Raw genomic sequence first — 18445 nt, forward strand, 5'->3', positions numbered from 1 at the left:
TGAGGTCGCTAATATGGATTTGTCCGAAATCACCTATCGTCTCCTGAAGAGGTGCTCAAGATCGGCTGACCCGAACCTGACAAGAGCGGGCCGTCCATGTGGACAGGCGTAGGGCGGCCCTGCAAGAATGAGCTGGTGTACAAGCCGTTCCATCTGTTCCTGCGAGAGACGGGTATTCCCTTTGATGGCAGCCCGGCATGCAATGGTTTTGAAGACACGCATCCTCCGCTCCCCGGCCGGTCCCCGGATACCCTCGATCACCTCGAGGAGAAGTGATGTAACCTCACCTGGATCATCCAGCTTCACCGGACCTGCAGGCACCGCCTGTACTGCAAAGGTATCGCCGCCAAACTCCTCGATCACAAAACCTGCCGATCGGAGATCCTCACTGGCATCCATTACGAGTGCGGCATCCTTTCTTGAGAGCGACACAATCACCGGAACGAGAAGATGCTGGAATGCAGAAGACTCACCATCTCTCTGCTGGAGCTGGTCAAAGACGATCTTCTCATGGGCAGCATGCTGGTCGATGATAACAAGCTCTTCATCTGCTCCAGTGGCAACGATATACGTCCCATCCACCTGCCCGAGTACCCTGTAGACCGGCGTGGCATCCGCGGGGACAGGTGCGGGCGATCCGGTAAGCGCAGTCTGGCGGAGCTGGCGATCGGATCTGCCATAGGTAGCTGATCCTTCTGATACAACCGGCTGGGATATGGTCAGCTGGGGAGCCGCATCCCTCTCTCCCGATAGAGGCCTCTGAATGGCTGCCTGAATAATCTGCTGTTCCTGGCCCTTCTCCGTCACCGCAGACCAGACGGTCGTCCTCACCGCATCCACCACCTGCCTCTCTGATGAGAATTTTACCTCACGCTTCGTTGGATGCACATTCACATCCACTTCACCCGGATTAATCCTGCAGTCGATCACGGCAAACGGGTATTCGCCTTTCGCAAGGCTTGTTCCAAATCCATCCCGTATCGCCCTGACAAGGGATGGAGAAGCAATCTGTCGTCCATTCACCGAGATGTAGATCTGATTCCTGGTTGTCCGTGATCCGAGTGGATATGCGACATATCCCACAACCGGCATTTCACCTCTGAGCGGAGAGAGGGTGATGAGAATACGTGCGAGATCGCCACCAAAAAGGCTCTGGATCGTGTCAGGCAGATCCCCTCTGCCGGAAGTTGCAAACTTCTCTTTCTCCTGATGCATCAATTGAAATGAGATCTCCGGGTGAGAGAGAGCTGATCGCTCCATCAGGTCGAAGACATGCGCAAGCTCTGTTGAGACAGTCCTCAGAAATTTCCTGCGTGCCGGAGTGTTAAAGAAGAGAGAACCAACCTCGATCATGGTACCAGGCGGGGCGGCACATTCAGAGAGATCGGTGATCAACCCCCCGGAGAGCGTTATTTTGATCCCGGCGACATCCTCCCGCCTCCTGCTCGTAAGAGTGACTTCAGAGACTGCGGCGATACTCGCAAGCGCCTCACCTCTGAATCCAAGAGTGCTGATCTCCGCGAGATCCCCGGCAGTCCTGATCTTACTGGTTGCATGTTGCCGGAATGCAAGCGGTGCATCTTCCGGCGACATTCCCCTGCCATCATCAATCACGGTTATCCGCCGGATTTCTGTACTATCGCTCTTTATATGGACACGGATGCGTGTTGCTCCTGCATCAATTGCATTCTCCACAAGCTCCTTCACAACAGATGCCGGCCGCTCCACCACCTCTCCTGCCGCGATATGGGAGATCGTCTCTTCATCAAGGAGATGGATTGTCGGGTCTGCCATTTATTCACCAGCCTTTTTCTTCAGTTCTGCTAACCGGTTCAATGCTTCGATCGGGCTCATCGTATCGATATCGAGAGACGAAAGCTCAGAGAGGACCGGATGATTCTGCTTCTCAACTGAACCGGAATCCATCAGGAGAAGTTGTGTGTAGCGGGGCTTTTGTTTTCCAGGTGCCTCAGCCCGCTCCTCTTCGGCTAGTGTCTCCCGGAGGATGGTGCGGGCCCGATCAAGTACCTTCCCGGGCACTCCGGCGAGCCGGGCGACATGGATACCATAACTCCGGTCGGTTGCACCGGGGATCAGCTTTCTGAGGAAGGTGATCTCATCATCAGTCTCCCGTACCGCGAAATGGTAATTCCTGACCCGCTTCAGCTCGCTCTCGACCTCGACAAGCCGGTGAAAGTGGGTGGCAAAAAGTGTCTTTGGACCGGATGAACGCCTGCCATGGAGAAACTCAAGCACGGATCGTGCAATGCTGTATCCGTCAACGGTGCTTGTGCCCCTCCCGATCTCATCCAAAATCACCAGGCTTCTTTCGGTCACATGCCTGAGGATGTATGCGAGTTCAACCATCTCCACCATGAAGGTGCTCTGCCCCCCTGCAAGATCATCTGATGCACCGACACGGGTGAAAATCCGGTCACAGAGGCTGATCTCTGCAAGATCTGCAGGGACAAAGGATCCCGACTGTGCCATGATACAGATGAGGGCAACCGAACGCATATAGGTCGATTTTCCTGCCATATTGGCACCAGTCAGAATCAGGATCTGATCGCCTTCACTATCCATTTCGGTATCATTTGGAACAAAACCGGACTGCACACTCTCCTCAACCACCGGATGCCGCCCGCCCCGGATCACAATAGAGGAGCCGTCTGTTAAAGCAGGGCGCACATAGCCCCTTCTGGCAGCAGCATCTGCAAAGGAGAGGAGGAGATCGATCATCCCGACTGCCCGTGCCGCTGCCTGAAATGAAGGCACCTGCGGCCGGAGTTGCTCAATCAGATCGAGATAGAGTTCGGCCTCACGGGCTAGCGCCCGGTCATCTGCAGTCGCGATCGTCCGTTCATACTCACGGAGAGAGGGGAGGGTGAACCGCTCACCTGACGCTGTCGTCTGTTTCCTCTCATATTCGGGCGGAACACGGCTGAGGTTTGGTTTTGTCACCTCGATATAGTACCCAAAGACCTGGTTATAGGCGATCTTCAATGATTTTATCCCGGTCCGTTCGCGCTCGGACTGCTGGAGCGAGAGGATCCAGTCACGCCCGGATCCTGCCGTATTCCTGAGAGAATCCAGATCCGGATCATATCCATTGCGGATGACACCCCCGTTCCTGACAAGAAGGGGCGGATCATCCGCTATTGCGGATCTGATGAGGGAAATAGTCTGATCAAAGCTCCCAATCTCCCCGGCAAGTTCTTCCATCAGGGGAGGGATTACACCTTCCAGAGCGCACGCGATCCCCCTGACAGCATCAAGGGAAAGAGCCAGTGAAATCAGATCGCGTGGAGAGGCATTTCCAATTGCAATCCTACCTGATATCCGTTCGATATCACCGCAGCTCGCAAGATAGTCGAGAATATCGGCCCTGATCAACGGCGATCCAATCAGCCATTCCACCATATCCAGCCGGTCATTGATCGCCTTTTTGCTGGTGAGAGGGGCTGTGATCTCAGAGGAGAGTGCCCGTCTCCCCATCGGAGTCTTTGTTGAGTCAAGGGTTGAAATCAGGGTTGCTTTTGATCGCTCCCCTCCAATTGAACGGGTGATCTCAAGGTTTCTCTGGGTAACAGCATCCAGAATCATACGATCTGATGCATGCATGAGCCTGATCTCAGAGAGATGGGGAAGAGCGTTCTTCTGGGTGGCAATTGCATAGGAGAGGGCAGCACCAGCTGCTCCCACGGCAAGCGGCATCTCAACAATCCCAAAGCCTTCAAGGGTTGCAACACCAAAATGGCGGCAGAGAAGAGAGTTTGCATCTGATGGATCAAATTCTCCGGGATGCCGATTTGTTGCCAGAACAAAATATGATTCGAGAAGACGGAGAATCTCCGGATCTGTTCTCTCCGGAATCAGGCATTCTGCCGGTCGCGAGGACTCGATGACAGACGCAATCCCCTCATATCCTTCGCGTTTTGAAATCTCGCGGAGAGAGAACTCACCGGTTGTTATCTCAAGGATCGCAATACCAAAGGATTCGGCTTTCCGGTCAGGGAGGAGCGCCATCAGGTACCGGGAATCAGGTGCATCGACAATCGATGGATCGACTGTGCATCCCGGTGTATGGACACAGACGACATCCCGTTTCACCACCCCTTTTGCTTTCTTTGGATCTTCAACCTGTTCACAGACCGCAACCCGGTACCCTCTCCGCACCAGGCGGGGAATGTATGCCTCTGCTGCATGATAGGGTACGCCAGCCAGTGGAATTGGCTTGCCATCCGGATCAGCTGACCGTGAGGTCAGAACAATGCCAAGCTCCCGGGCACAGATCTCCGCATCCTCGTAAAAGGTCTCATAAAAATCACCCATCCGCATAAAGAGGATACAGCCCGGGTACTGGTTCTTCATATCCTCCACCTGCTGCATGGCAGGTGTCAGCCGTCTGGGCTTCGACATATGTACCTGATCGCATCTCTCTCCAGAAATAATCAACGATCAGTGATCACCAATCCGGATCCTATGCGAAGAATTATCGCCTTCCATGCCATGATTTCTCATATGGGCAGCATTGGATTCTTCAGAAAAGCAATCGAGACGATGCCTCGTGATGATCTTGACGCAGTCATCGACGAGCGTGTCCGGTATACCATACAGTATGCAAATGACAATTCGCCATTTTATAGAAAATGGTTCCGGGAACATTCGATCAATATTTCAGATATCCGGGAACATGAGGATCTGCTACAACTCCCGATCATCTCCGGCCATACGATTAGAAACAACCAGCCTCCACTGACCGATTCCTTCCAGTTCCTCTCAGCAAAGATGAATGAGATCTACACAATCCATGAGACGAGCGGCACAACCGGCAACCCCAAGGCATTCTTCTTAACCTGGCAGGACTGGCTCCGCTACTCGGAAAAATATGCCAGGATCTTCCGTTCATATGGCATATCAAAAGGTGATCGCGTCGTCGTCTGTGCCAGTTATGGGATGAATGTCGGGGCAAACATGATGACCCTTGCAGCACGCCGGACAGGCACGACCATCATCCCCGCAGGAAAATGCACATTTCCGATCAGGATAATCAGGAACTACAAGCCGACTGTTGTGATCGGGTCGGTTTTTAAACTGATCAGGCTTGCACGGCGGCTTGAGGCGGATGGGATCGATCCAAAAGAGTCCGGTATCGAGCGGCTTGTCGTCGGGGGAGAGAGTTTTGCCGAGGCTTCGCGGAAATACCTCAGCACACTCTGGGACTGTGAGGTCTACAATACCTACGGGAGTACCGAGGGGACGATGTGCGGGGAGTGTGTGGCAAAAGCCGGCCTCCATGTGCCAGAAGATCTCATCCACATGGACCTCTACAATCCCCGGATGGACCAGTTTGTTCCTGATGGAGAGTACGGACGGATCATCCTGACAAAACTTCTGCCTGTCGGAGAGCGGTGCGGAACACTCCTGATCAACTATGATACCGAGGATGCAACCGCAGTCGTCTCACGGGAGAAGTGCTCCTGCGGGAGGACATCGCTTCGGATCAAGACACCCGAGCGGGAGGGGGAGCGGTTCTTTGTGGAAGATCTCTCCTTCAATCGTGTCGATATCGAGCGGGGAGTCTTCCAGCCGGATAATATGCAGTACCTCACCGGAGAGTATGAGGCATTCCTCTATGGTGGGAGGGAGACAGACTCAACAGTTCTCCGTGTCAGCCTTGAATGCACTGATCCTGCAAATACGGATATCTCACTCATTCAGGAGACATTCAGGAAGGCATTCTTCAGGTTCAAGCCAGAGCTCCGTGAGTCATATATCAATGGATCGCTTGAGATGCTCTTCCACTTCACAGGACCCGGGGAGCTGGAGCTCTATAAGGTGCAGGGGAGGCCAAAGCGGGTCGTTGACAGGCGCTGAACCAAAACCATCTGATTCAAGATGAATAATAACGAATACATCTGTTCATGTTGAATATGGAGCCGAATATGCCCGATTACGAAACGGGCTACACGGACTTTCGCGTCGAAGTGCCGGAATACTATAACTTCGGGTTTGATGCAATTGACGCAATGGCAGAAAAAGACAGGAATAAACTCGCAATGATCTGGGTGAACCAGAATGGGGAAGAGAAGTACTATACCTTCCGCCACCTGATGAACCTCTCCAACCAGATCGCCAATATGTACATCAAGCGCAACCTTGGAAAAGGCGACCGGATCCTGATTATGCTCCCGAGGATCCCGGAATGGTGGACATTTGCGCTGGCTGCAATTAAACTCGGGGTGATATTCTGCCCATGCCCGACAATGCTCACTCCAAAGGATCTGAAATACCGTGTGAACCTCGGCAAGTTCAAGATGATCATAACAGATGTCGAGAACGCCTGGAAAGTGGAAGAGATCTGTGAAGACTGCCCTTCGCTTGAATTGAGATTTGTTGTTGATGGGGAGCTTCCAAACTGGATCAGCTATCCTGTGGAGCTGAATTACCCAGCACCGGCATCGTACCGCCTCGCTCCTTTCTCTGGCGGCAGAAAGACCAAATCAACCGATCCGATGGTGATATACTTCACCTCCGGCACAACCGGTGAGCCAAAGATGGTGATCCACGATCATGGCTATCCGCTCGGGCATGCGATCACAGGTAAGTACTGGTACGATCTCCGGGACAATGATCTCCATCTGACGCTTGCCGATACCGGGTGGGCAAAATCCTCGTGGGGGAAGTTCTTTGGTCCATGGATCTGCGGTGCATGCGTCTTTGTCTACGATATCAGGACAAAATTCAATCCCACAGAGATCATCCCGCTGCTCGAGAAGTACGAGATCACCACCTTCTGTGCACCACCGACGATCTTTCGGATGATGATCCTCGCAGACCTTGATGCATTCGATCTCTCGCAGCTTCGGCATTGTGTCAGTGCCGGAGAAGCATTGAATCCTGAAGTGATCAAGGTCTGGAAAGAGGCCACCGGGGTGACGATCTACGAAGGATACGGACAGACCGAAACAGTGCTCTGTATCGGAACCTTCCCCTGCATGGAGCCAAAACCAGGCTCAATCGGAAGGCCATCACCCGGATGGGAGATCGAACTTCATGATGAAGAGAACAAGCCTGTTGCTCAGGGTGAGATCGGAACGATAGCTATTCGAACAAATCCACGTCCAATCGGGCTCTTCAAAGGCTACCTCGATAACGAGGAGGCAACAAAAGATGTCTTTATCGGCGATTTCTACTACACCGGAGATAAGGCGACGATGGATGAAGACGGGTATTTCTGGTTTGTCGGAAGGGACGATGATGTCATTAAGAGTTCTGGGTACAGGATCGGTCCTTTTGAAGTGGAATCAGCCCTCCTTGAACACCCGGCTGTGAAAGAGTCTGCGGTTGTTGGTGTGCCCGACCGTGTCAGGGGAACAATCGTAAAGGCGTTTGTTATCTTAAATGACGGATTTGAACCTTCAGACAAGCTCATCCGTGAGATCCAGAATTATGTGAAGCACGTCACTGCACCATACAAGTATCCCCGTGCCATTGAATTTGTAAACGATCTCCCAAAGACAATCTCCGGAAAGATCAAAAGGAAAGAACTCAGGCAGATGGAGCTGGAGAAATACAACTCCAACTGATATTACTCTTTTTTATCAAAGGTCCGCGCCCGAAGGGCGACGACGATCGCAGCAATCGGAATGATTCCTGCCGTATAAATGAAGAATATGAACAGTGCATACTCTGGAAGGAGCAGAAGCAGAAGAAAGATGGCAGCAGCAGCCACAGCAAGTGCGAGCAGGCTGTTTCCGATCCATGCGATCAGTCCATCCGGGTCAGCAGTGGTCTTTCTATCAAAACCGGCAATCAGGCTCGTCTGCTTCCGGTATTTGATCAGGTACCCAAGAGCAAAGAAGACCACTGCGATGAACTCGATGATAAGCAGGAGGAGGAGAGGTGCATCACCGATCATACCTCACTCCTGCTGTGCCGCGACATAGGCATCGTACATGCTGTAGAGCCAGACGATGATGTAGAATGGAATGCCGATGATGAGTGTTGAAAGGCCGGCAAACAATACCGCCAGAATAAAAAGGGCGATGGCCTTTAAGAGCTGTCCTGTATAGAACTGCCCAAGGCCTGGAATAAAGAAAGACAGGATTACTGCCAGTATGGGGGATGCCATGGTAGTAACTTTCCACTGCTAAGAGAAAAATCTTATGCAGGGTGCCGGTAGTGGCTGATATCGCCAAACACAACAAGCTTTCCGTCTTCCAGTACAGATACCGCGCCATGCCCTCCGCAGATGAAACATCGCGCACCAATCTTCTTCATATCCGAATCAATCTCTTCGGCAAGGGCCATGAGTGCATGCCGCTCCTGCCTCGCCAGATCCGAATCGACATTCACCGAGGTGACTAAAAAATCCGCGATTGAGTTGTATTCCTGCCGGTCAGAAGTCAGGCTTCTGAAGTTCATCAGAGCATCGCTTGTGAAGAGGAGGCCGATATCCGGCGCCAGCAGGAAGACCTGTCCATAGATATGCCCGCCAAGACTCTCAAGCACCTCGAACCGAAAGCCTCCGATCGAGAAGGTATCGATGATCGGAAAGATCCCGCGCCTCCCCATCGGGTTCTCTGGAAAGATGACCCGCTCCACAGGCGGAGTACATCGTGAGAAGAGGTTAATTATCACCGTATAGACGGCTTCGAGGATCAGATCCTGGCTCCGGGAGCCATATCCCCGGTTGTTGCATTCGATGATCGCATCAGTGCCATGGTGGAGGTATGAGGGGATCGGAAGAAGACCCGCGGCACCGCAGTGATCGGCATCTGCATGGGTGCAGATGACCCGTGATATACCTCTGTACCCCGGCAGTCCAATCTCATGAAGCATCCGCTCGATATCCGCATGATAGATCCCATATCCCGTATCGATCATCAGCCGATCAGATCCGGCATCAAAGATGAAGATACTCCCCCCGCCCGGTGGCTGGATACAGGAGAGGGATGAACCATCTGGAGTTTCAATCTGCTGGTAATCGGCATAAAACCCATCGCCGGATGTTTCTGTCAGGAATGTTCCTATCCGCTCGATCTGGTTGAATACCCTCCGCGGATCTTCTCCCCGGTTTGTGAGCTCCTGAACGACGTGGTTTAGATCGCCAAGTAACGAGAGGAGGAACTCATCATTTGCCTCACCGATGAAGGGCCGGATCTTCTGTGCAAAACAGATATAGAAGATCGTTTCGTCAAGTGCTCCCCCGAGGCTCTCATATTCAAGGATCTCAAGCCGGTACCGGCTCTTGATGGAGTCGATGACCTCCTGAATCCTGGGAGATTCAATAACATTTAAGCGCAACGTCAGCCGATCAGGATGTCTGCCGGTATCATCAAAATCGATCTCCGCAACATCAGCGCCTGCCTTTGCACAGGCAGTGAGGACATCATAGAGGGCTCCGGGGCGATGCGGCGTCGGGAGATAGATATGAAAGAGGAGGATGTTAACCGGAGGGATATTCGACTGAAGATAGCCGATCTCACGGAGCCCTTCACGGATCTGGCGGTAGTTCTCTTCGCCTGCAGTCATCTCAAAGAAGACAGTATTCTTATCGATCCGCCGGTTGAACTGGATACGGTTGATGTTGCCGTTGTGCCGCCTGATGATATCTGCGGCTTTGAGAAGCGATCCCGGCTCATCAGGCATCCGGGCAATGAATGAATGTTTCTCTTCCATTTTACGTTATTCTTCGATTGTATTCAACGTTATATCTTCTCCTTTGGTTCCGATCACCACTATTATCTGATCATACCCTGGATCTCTCTGTATGCAGATGATGATTGGCGATCAGTTCACCGAATCTGTTTCAGGAGAACGCACCAGTATCACCAACCCGGCAAAGGGCATTCCCGCGGGTGAAGTTCCATCAGGGGGAAAGGAGGATGTCGATCTCGCGGTGGAGGCTGCCTTTGAAGCATTTGGAAGATGGAAAGAGCTGCCCAACTCCCACCGCGGGGTTGCCCTCTTCAGATCTGCGGGGCTGATCAGGCAGGAGGCAGACCGGATCGCCCATATACTGACCACCGAGCAGGGGAAGCCGCTTCGTGAAGCAAAAGATGAGGTGCTTGGTGCAGCAGCAGTCTTTGAATATTATGCAGGATCGGCATCCCTCATCACATCCGGATATTCGGACACATTGCCGCGGTATGGATACGGCGTGGTGCAGAAGAGGCCCCTTGGGGTTTGCGGTGCGATCATCCCCTGGAATATGCCCATATTGATTGCTGCCTGGAAGATCGGAGCAGCACTTGTTACGGGAAATACACTCGTACTGAAGCCATCGATCCAGGCGCCGATGGCGGTGCTCGCACTCGGCGAAGTGATGGAGCGAGCTGGACTGCCCCCGGGGGTGCTGAATATTGTAACCGGAAAGGGGACAGATGCGGGCGATCCACTTATCAGGCATGATGCAGTCAGGAAGATTTCATTCACCGGCAGTATCCAGACAGGCCAGGCGATTGCCAGGGCGACCGCCGGCACCATGAAGCGGCTGACACTCGAGCTTGGTGGAAACGATCCGATGATCGTCTGTTCCGATGTTGACCCGGTTGCAGCCGCAGATGCAGCGCTTGCACTCAGGCTCTATAACTGCGGCCAGATATGCACCTCTCCAAAACGGATGATTGTAATGGATGAGATCCATGATGCATTCGTATCCCGCCTTCAGCAGACAATACCGGAGGTTGTCATCGGTGACGGCATTGATCCCGCATCCCGGATCGGCCCCCTGAATAATGAAGCTGGGAGAGTCGGTGTGGAAGAAGCAATCCAGATGCTTGAGGACGAAGGGGCACACATCTTCCGTGGGAAACTCTCCGCCGGGCTTTCAGAACAAGGGTTTTTCTGCCCACCAGCCCTTGCTACAGGATGTGCGGCTGATTCAAAGGTGCTTATGGAAGAGATCTTCGGTCCCCTCATCCCGGTTATCCGGGCTAATGATCTGGATGAAGCCATTGAAATTGCCAACAGCACACGCTTTGGACTGGGTGCCTCGATATGGACACAAACGATCAACACTGCGGAACAGGTAGCAGAAGAGCTACAAGCCGGTATCGTCTGGGTGAACCAGCATATGAAGCTCCCCCCGGAAGTGCCCTTTGGCGGGGTGAAGGGAAGCGGCTATGGACGTGAGAACGGCCTCTCCTTCATTGATGCCTATACAGAGGAGAAGACGATCCTCATTGCCCGGCAGGGGCTTTTTTGAGCCTGATGATAAATGATACGCCCTCCGAGGGATCGCCCGGCACCCGATCTTCAACTGAAACAGAACCACCATACCTATCGACAATCAGGGTATGGACGATGAAGAGGCCAAGCCCCTTCCCCTTCACCCTCTCAGTTCCCCGTGTATATTTTGTGAAGATAACCGGTTTCATCGCGTCCGGGATGCCGGGTCCGGTATCGTTGATTGTTATCCTGACATGATCGTCCTCTGTCGAAACAGAGATTGTGACGCGGACATCGTCACCCCCAAACTTCAGGCTGTTAGATATGATATTTGAAATTGCCTGGGTGAGAAGCGAGTCTGCAAAAACAGAAATTTCTTCATCCTCCATGTGTAGATCGATCCGATCATCAGCTTTGGCTTCTTTTCTGAGGATTGGGGCGATTTCAACAGGCATCAGTGATGCCTCTGCATCCTGGATCTCACGCAGCGTGGCGACATTATCGATGATCTCATCGCTCTTCTTCAGGGAAGCCCTGAGTGGCTCGATATAGGGCGCAAGGGAGGGAGCAGCCTCTGATTCCAGAAGTTCAAGATACAGCATTGATGTATGGTTTGTGTTGTTGATATCATGGGTGATCAGGTCTAAAAAGAAGCCAACCCTCGCATGGGCTTCTGTGAGATCAGCAGTCCGCTCAAGTACCCGCTCCTCAAGCTCCTCGTTCTGAACCTTCAACTCTTCTTCAGATGCCTGGAGCCGGCTCATCATATCCTTCAGCCGATCCATCATCTGCTGGATGGAAAGGGAGAGCGACCTGAGCTCCGGGGGGCCTGCGATCTTAATTGGGTGATTGAGATCACCTCCGGATATGATTTTTGTATCATTGACGAGCCGGTGAATGGGCCGAGTAATCGTTTCTGCCACAGCATACGCAAGAATGCCGCCGATCAGAATTGCGATGACAGCAATGAGGAGATGCAGCATCAGGAGATTATGGAGCTGCTGTTTGATCGGAGCCGTGTTGTAGGTCATCTCTGCAACAAGATTCATCTCAGGAGGATTTTCATTTGAGGAGAGATCGATTAAAAGGAAGCGGGTGTAGATATCTGATCGATAATCCCCAATCTCGACCGTCTCTTTGGTTCCAGTCACAGTGGAAATGATCTCAGAACGCCACTCTTCGGGGGTGTAGCTCGAATTGCCCACCTCATCCCCGATAAAATTGAATATGCGGATCGAAGTGAGGTACGGGTTCAGCTGATGAATTCTTCCTGCAGCCTCGGTGTACCTGAGTGCCGATCGCATCTCCTGGATCTGATCATCCATATAGCTGATCTCCAGGATATAGCAGTGATCAGGGGTTGGATGATAGACAAATTTCCTGAACATGCCGGTTGAGAAATCCTTGGTAATGCGATCCGAAGTAAATACATTTCCTTCACGGATCTGTGTAAGGCGGCGATAGAATTGCGGATACTCTGAAAAGTCCATGAGGTGATCGGGGGGATAGGTAGTATACTCAATCACCCCTGCCTCATTGATGATATAGAGTTCATATCCTTTTCCAAATGATGCTTTCAGCCCTTCAAGGTCGATTTTGGCTGGATCTCCCTCACTTTTTTCATATTCCTGAAGAAAGAGATCCATTGGATCTTTGAGTTTGTAATCAAGGGACTGGTCAAAGAGGAGGAGGCCCCGATCAACAAGGATCATCGACTGGATGAGCCCTTCTTCATTCTTCTCCTGTTGAAGGAGCATGGTGTTTTCGAGCTGAACGCGTGAGGAATGGTAATTGACATTGATGACAACTGCGGTGATGATGAGGATAATCAGGACTATGCTTCCAAAAAGAAGCCAGCTGAACGGTATTTCTTCTGTTAATGAGGATCTGGTCACCAAATATCCACCAAAAAGGTCTGTATCAATACCAGGACATGAACCCGAATAAAGGTTATTGTTCCCTCTCATTGAACCAAAATTCTAAAGGAAAAATAACGGATATAAGGGAGGAGTAGTCGTCTGTAGGAAGTGTTTTAAGCATCCTCTCCTGCCTTAAAAAAACCTTTTGGCACCAGAATCTCAAATTTCGCCCCCTCACTATATACCCCGATCTCACGAATGGCAATCCCGGTTATTGCGAGGATCTCACGAGCAAGGAAGAGCCCAAAACCTGTATTTTGACCAATACCAGGTTTGAATATCAGCTCTTTATCATCATCCGAAATGCCGTACCCATCATCCTCATAGAGGATCACAAGGCCGTCTTCTGTCTCATTACAGCTAATACGGACCTGTGTTGCTTTACCTGCATGCCGGAGCGTATTATCCATCAGGTTTGAAAAAACCTTCTCAATCATCGGATCGGCATAGATGGCAACTCCCGGGCAGTCATTTATCACAGGCAGCAGACCCCCACACATTCGTCCGATCAGCCCGGATAGTGAGAGCCATGCCGGTTCATAAGCCCCCAGTTTCTCATATTCCCTTGCAAAGGCAAAATGATAGTTGTTCTGAGGGTGAGAGATAGTATAATTGTTCCTATTTCCCCCTCACTCGTGGTAATCAAATCCTACTTTTTTCTGAAGATGTACCACCCGGTCATCGTCTCATCCAGTACCTTCTCGCTGTTCTTTGTGGTGAAAAGACTCACAATGATTAATGCAATCAGTGCCAGTGTCACCGAATACAGGCTGAAGTGAACCGGGAGCTTTGCCACGTACTGGTGGTAATACCCGAAGACACCGGATCCGATAAGTCCACATACCATTGCCGCAAGTGCGCCTTTTGTCGTTGCTCCGCGCCAGTAGAGCCCTCCAAGGATCGGGATTGCAAACGTTGAAAGCATAACACCAATCCCCATCCAGATCAGCCAGGCAAGCATCTCCGGGGGATTGATGGCAAGGATTAGCGATATAACGGCTGCTAAGAAGACAGAGGCTTTTGATATGGTGAGGACTTTCTTTGTTGACGCTTCCGGATGGAGGATGTTTTTATAGATATCCCAGGAGAAGATCGTCCCGATGGTGAGCATCAGGCGATCGGTTGTTGACATCACAGCAGCAAGAACAATAACCGCAAAGAATGCCCAGATAAGCATATTTGGTGCGGCGAACTCGACTCCAAGGATGAATGAAAAGTCCTGCGCATTGATAGCTTCGGGGAGGATGATCTGGCCTTCTTCGACAAGTACGCGGACAGCGAACCCGACAAATTTGACAAGGAACATCACCACAAGATAGATAAGAAACGCAATCAGGGGAGACCATTTGAAGTATTTCGTCTCTTTTGCAGCAAGGACATTATTGATCACATGCGGAGCACACGCAAGCCCCACCATCAGGAGGATTGCAAATGAGAAGAGGAACTCGGGTGTTGCAAAGGCATATCCTGCATAGACAGGGGTTGGGTACCACGGGGCAACAAGATTTGGATCAATGGTGCTGAGCACCTCATTGATATGGGTTAATCCTCCCGCCCGCATGATCAGGAAAGGTGCAATCGCAACGACACCAAAAATCAATATCAGTCCCTGGATAAGGGTTGTCCATGAGACCGCATAGAGGCCCCCAATAACCGTGTACGTCGTTATGATGATACCAGCGATAATAAGAGCCTGCCAGTGCTCTATCCCAAAGAGCCAGATAAGGACGATGCTGATTGCGGTATACTGCCCTACAAGGTAAATCAGTGAAACAGTAATCCCGGCGATGGCAGAAAGGCCGCGAAGGTGCTTCACACTCTCGAACCTGTGAGCAAAATAATCCTCAAGCGTAAGATATCCGTTCTCACGCCCGACAGTATGGAGTTTCATCCCAAAGATCGTGATACAGAAGGCTGCGGCCGCAGGAACAAAGATCTGCTCCCAGATTGTCGGCCAACCGGAGGCATATCCAAGCCCGGATACCCCGAGAAGGGTCATCCCGCTGCAGATGGAAGCGACCATCAGGATAGTAAATACCCAGAAGCCGAGTGATCGGCCCGCGAGAATATAGTCCTCGGTATTCATGATCTTCCGTGATGCCCAGGCACCAATACCGATCAACACAAGGAAATAGAAAATGATTATGACAAACGTCATCGGATCAGCCATACTCAGTCATCCTCCGGGAATCTCAGAGCCCATATGATCAACAAAACGATGATGACAAGTATCGTCCCCAATACGGAGAAAAAAGTCAGGTCAGGTAATCCAAACATCATACAATGCTAATGTGTGACATGCTAGCATATAACATGCTCGAATTGAATCGTGTACCAGACAATCATTTACGTGAGATCGGAGATTGTATCTTTCATTTCAAGAGAGAAATCACGGCATTTTGCTGCAATCTCGGTTTCAAAGTCACGAGTCATGGAGTAATAATGCCCGGTGCAGCAGAGATGCCGGGTGATCGGAAGATCTGGGATATGAATATCTTCAAAAAGAGCACAGAGATCCCCAGTTCCCTCTTTGAGGTACAATTTTTTCAATGACTGATATATGCAGGACATATACAAATCAGTTGCATCCTTCATCCCCGGGTAATCAACAGATGAGATTCGGGAGACGGCAATAAGCAGAATGATCAATGGATGATACTGGATCCGGTTTGCTCCCAGATAGTAATAATTGAATGGTGTGACATTTCCATTCTCTCTATCATCGAAGATATCTCGGAGATCATCTGGCAATTGGTATAGATATCCCGATCGAAAGACGTGCCTGAGGAAACCCCCGGTTATATCCATTCCCCCTAAAACGGCAGCGATAATCCGGGTATAGGCTCCCTTCAGGGCTGCCTGAACATACAGATCCTCATCTGAGAGAGTATCCTGAAGGCTCCATTGCCCACCCTTTAATGATGAAATGGCAAGTACCGAAAATGCCATTGAAACCATAGTCCATCTCATTGGAGGAAGCATATCCCGTAATCTGACAAGCGCCTGCTCGGTGAAAGCCATGAGCAAATCGTCAGAAAAGACGAACAACTCACCCCTCCTGCTCTCAAGTATCTGCATAATACGGCTGTAATAACGTTCTTTTTCAATACCCGAATAGCCAGGATCATCAATTATCTCATCGAAAAGATATTCAACCCCAAAACACCCGCCAATCTCAATTATTTGGTGCAGATCAAGCCCGTGACTTTCATAACCATACCGGTACACTCCCATGAGAGAACCAAGATATTTAGCAAATAAACCTCGCTCAAGATATCGTTTCGGACAGAAATCAATGAATGTGATAATCCCGTCACGTAACATTTCTGCCTCTTTACCATTACAGCCGGTTACCTTCCGGAATATGTGGGTAAATGTATCGATAGTGAAAAAATCTTCATCTGATGATGCTGAAGACCTGATTCGAAATGAAAGGGCCATCATCTGAAGCTTTCTTTTAAAGATCTTTATATCAGCTGAGCTTCGGATAACTCCTTTATCCCGGAGAGAGGCATACCGATAATATGAGAGAGCGTCTCTATACAATTCATAATTGGTAATATAACGCTCAATTATTTCTTGGATCGAGCCATTGCTGCGTCGTAGAAATCGATGAATACGATACCGTCTCTTCAGTCTCCTTTTATTTTCACTGATGCTTCGAATAAGGGTATCCGGATCATAACCCCCTGCTCCAAAATGTAATAAATCCCAAAAATCATGCTGAAGGTATTCATATGAAAGATCGTACAGATGCTGATTTGATATTCTTCCATAGAGACAATCGAGCACCCTCTGCAGCCTGTACCCCTCAATTGATTGATACATCAGTCATAACACCCATATTCTGAATCCGTAGATTAGATGCCAGGCTTTTCCGCACAATTGTTTCCTTTGTTGTCAATGGCCATATACTGAGGCGTTACTACACCCGCAACGGAGCATAACAGCACAATCTGAAAATGCCTTTGCAGCTTCTGCTTCAATATCTACGATCAGATCACTACATGCCGCAATCAATTCAAGCTCTTTTAAGCAACAATTCATGGGAAATTTCATATCCAGAAGGAAACCTTGCGTATTATTTCCTTTGTTTTTAAGGGTGAGCTGCCGTATCGAATGAGTGAGGCGCATTATCCAGAGCCTCCGTGCATCAGGAATAGCCAAAAGATTTTCATCTGATATCCGGCTGATTGCTGCAAGAAACAGAGAGATTGGATGGATTTTTGGATCTGTTTGGTTCAGGTAATAGTACGTGAATGGAGTGATTGTCAGATTATGTAGATCATCGGTAATATCACGGAGATCATCTGTCAATTGATAGATAAGCCCTGCCCTCATACAAAAAGAGAGAAAAACATCATCAATTGTATATCCGGCTAAAATTGCTGGAATAATACGGGTATAGGCTGCTTTAATAGTGGCGATTGAATAGAGCTCCACACCAGTTAATGTATCTGAGGGAGCCCATTGTGATCCGATATATGTCGCCCTTGCAATGGCAAGATATGAACGCGACACCATTCTGGCACGCTCTTCATCAAGGATCATACGAATCCCGGAAAAAGCCGCTTCTGAAAATGCCATTAATGGATCATCTGAATAATGTGGGCATGTAACATCTTCTGACTCCAGAATACTAAATACATTCCGGGCATACAGGTCTTTCTCAGTTTGATTATACATCGGATCATCGATGATATCATCATAGAGATATGTTGTTGCGAAATATCCGGAAAGACGTGCAATATCATGATAATTCGTTTTTCCACTCCTCTTCGAATACGCAAAGACCCCAAAAATGGATCGCATGAATTTACCAAAGACCCCGTTTTCGAGGTATTTTTCAGGGCAGACAGAGATAAATTCCCTGATATATGAATAGAGGGAAAGAAAGGGTTCCTCCTCATCGGTTCTTAAAAATTGTTGCGCAATCCGGAGAAATAATGCTGGAGATTCTATCAGATTTTGCTGAAAATCACGCTCCATCCCTTTCAGGACATCTGACCATTCCGGGATCTCCGCTCCAATCATGAGAGCGGATGCATCAGCACCAAAATCCCTCATCATTGAAAAACGGATTAGTTTCTCTTCTGCCGATCGGATCTCCTCTGATCGCATTTTATATTCAAAACCAGTCTTCAGTAATCTGTCAATAGTTTTTAAAACTGTTTTTATCCTCATCAGATGCTGAAGTCTTCTCCTCTCTGACCGAATCTCCCAATATATTGCATCAGGATTATAACCAACCATTATGAAGTCACAGAGTTCCTCATAATCCTTTTGCGCACATGTATATGAGATAGAAAAAATATCAGTATTTGGCGTTTTTTCGGTAAGGGAATGCATCA

13 protein-coding genes are annotated in these 18445 nt (G+C 50.0%); 3 read left to right on the forward strand and 10 right to left on the reverse strand.

From position 1 onward, the window contains the following. Window positions 1-33 precede the first annotated feature (33 nt). A complete protein-coding gene (gene mutL / locus FTO68_RS03095) occupies window positions 34-1794 on the reverse strand; it encodes a DNA mismatch repair endonuclease MutL (protein ID WP_255331906.1) in 1761 nt (586 codons plus the stop codon). After that, window positions 1795-4419: a DNA mismatch repair protein MutS gene (mutS, locus tag FTO68_RS03100; RefSeq protein ID WP_255331907.1), complete on the reverse strand. Its 2625-nt coding sequence runs from the start codon at window positions 4417-4419 to the stop codon at window positions 1795-1797. Window positions 4420-4521: 102 nt separating this feature from the next. Between mutS and ftsA the strand changes: the two genes are divergently transcribed. Next, entirely contained in the window at window positions 4522-5877 is a 1356-nt protein-coding gene (gene ftsA / locus FTO68_RS03105) for a coenzyme F390 synthetase (protein ID WP_255331908.1), read from the forward strand. 68 nt (window positions 5878-5945) lie between these two features. After that, window positions 5946-7589 (forward strand): AMP-binding protein, encoded by a 1644-nt coding sequence (locus FTO68_RS03110; protein WP_255331910.1) that lies wholly within the window; start codon window positions 5946-5948, stop codon window positions 7587-7589. Between the two features lie 2 nt (window positions 7590-7591). Here the strand turns inward: FTO68_RS03110 and FTO68_RS03115 are convergent, their stop codons facing one another. From FTO68_RS03115 to FTO68_RS03125, 3 genes are read right to left on the reverse strand one after another with little or no spacing between them, the layout of a single operon-like run. Continuing rightward, a complete protein-coding gene (locus FTO68_RS03115; protein WP_255331911.1) occupies window positions 7592-7921 on the reverse strand; it encodes a DUF3784 domain-containing protein in 330 nt (109 codons plus the stop codon). Between the two features lie 3 nt (window positions 7922-7924). Further along, complete coding sequence (locus tag FTO68_RS03120) at window positions 7925-8134, reverse strand: DUF5683 domain-containing protein (RefSeq protein ID WP_255331912.1); 210 nt, start codon at window positions 8132-8134, stop codon at window positions 7925-7927. A gap of 32 nt (window positions 8135-8166) precedes the next feature. Further along, on the reverse strand, window positions 8167-9684 hold the full coding sequence (locus FTO68_RS03125) for an MBL fold metallo-hydrolase (protein ID WP_255331913.1): 1518 nt from the start codon (window positions 9682-9684) through the stop codon (window positions 8167-8169). A 91-nt stretch (window positions 9685-9775) separates the two neighbouring features. Between FTO68_RS03125 and FTO68_RS03130 the strand changes: the two genes are divergently transcribed. Next, window positions 9776-11212 (forward strand): aldehyde dehydrogenase family protein, encoded by a 1437-nt coding sequence (locus FTO68_RS03130; protein WP_255331914.1) that lies wholly within the window; start codon window positions 9776-9778, stop codon window positions 11210-11212. Here FTO68_RS03130 and FTO68_RS11920 read toward each other — a convergent pair. The 5 genes from FTO68_RS11920 to FTO68_RS03155 all read right to left on the reverse strand — a co-directional run bounded on the left by FTO68_RS11920 (window position 11187) and on the right by FTO68_RS03155 (window position 18278). Further along, window positions 11187-13070, reverse strand: coding sequence for a sensor histidine kinase (locus tag FTO68_RS11920; RefSeq protein ID WP_255331915.1), 1884 nt, complete (start codon window positions 13068-13070; stop codon window positions 11187-11189). The two genes, FTO68_RS03130 and FTO68_RS11920, sit on opposite strands and share 26 nt — an antisense overlap. A gap of 137 nt (window positions 13071-13207) precedes the next feature. Further along, window positions 13208-13573, reverse strand: a complete 366-nt coding sequence (locus FTO68_RS03140; protein ID WP_255331916.1) for a sensor histidine kinase — start codon at window positions 13571-13573, stop codon at window positions 13208-13210. A 170-nt stretch (window positions 13574-13743) separates the two neighbouring features. Continuing rightward, window positions 13744-15264: a sodium:solute symporter family protein gene (locus FTO68_RS03145; protein ID WP_255331917.1), complete on the reverse strand. Its 1521-nt coding sequence runs from the start codon at window positions 15262-15264 to the stop codon at window positions 13744-13746. Between the two features lie 176 nt (window positions 15265-15440). Further along, a complete protein-coding gene (locus tag FTO68_RS03150) occupies window positions 15441-16418 on the reverse strand; it encodes a hypothetical protein (RefSeq protein WP_255331919.1) in 978 nt (325 codons plus the stop codon). Between the two features lie 576 nt (window positions 16419-16994). Next, window positions 16995-18278, reverse strand: coding sequence for a class 1 isoprenoid biosynthesis enzyme (locus FTO68_RS03155; protein ID WP_255331920.1), 1284 nt, complete (start codon window positions 18276-18278; stop codon window positions 16995-16997). Window positions 18279-18445: the final 167 nt, after the last annotated feature.

This window comes from Methanocalculus taiwanensis (assembly GCF_024372745.1).
Taxonomy (GTDB): Archaea; Halobacteriota; Methanomicrobia; order Methanomicrobiales; family Methanocorpusculaceae; genus Methanocalculus; species Methanocalculus taiwanensis.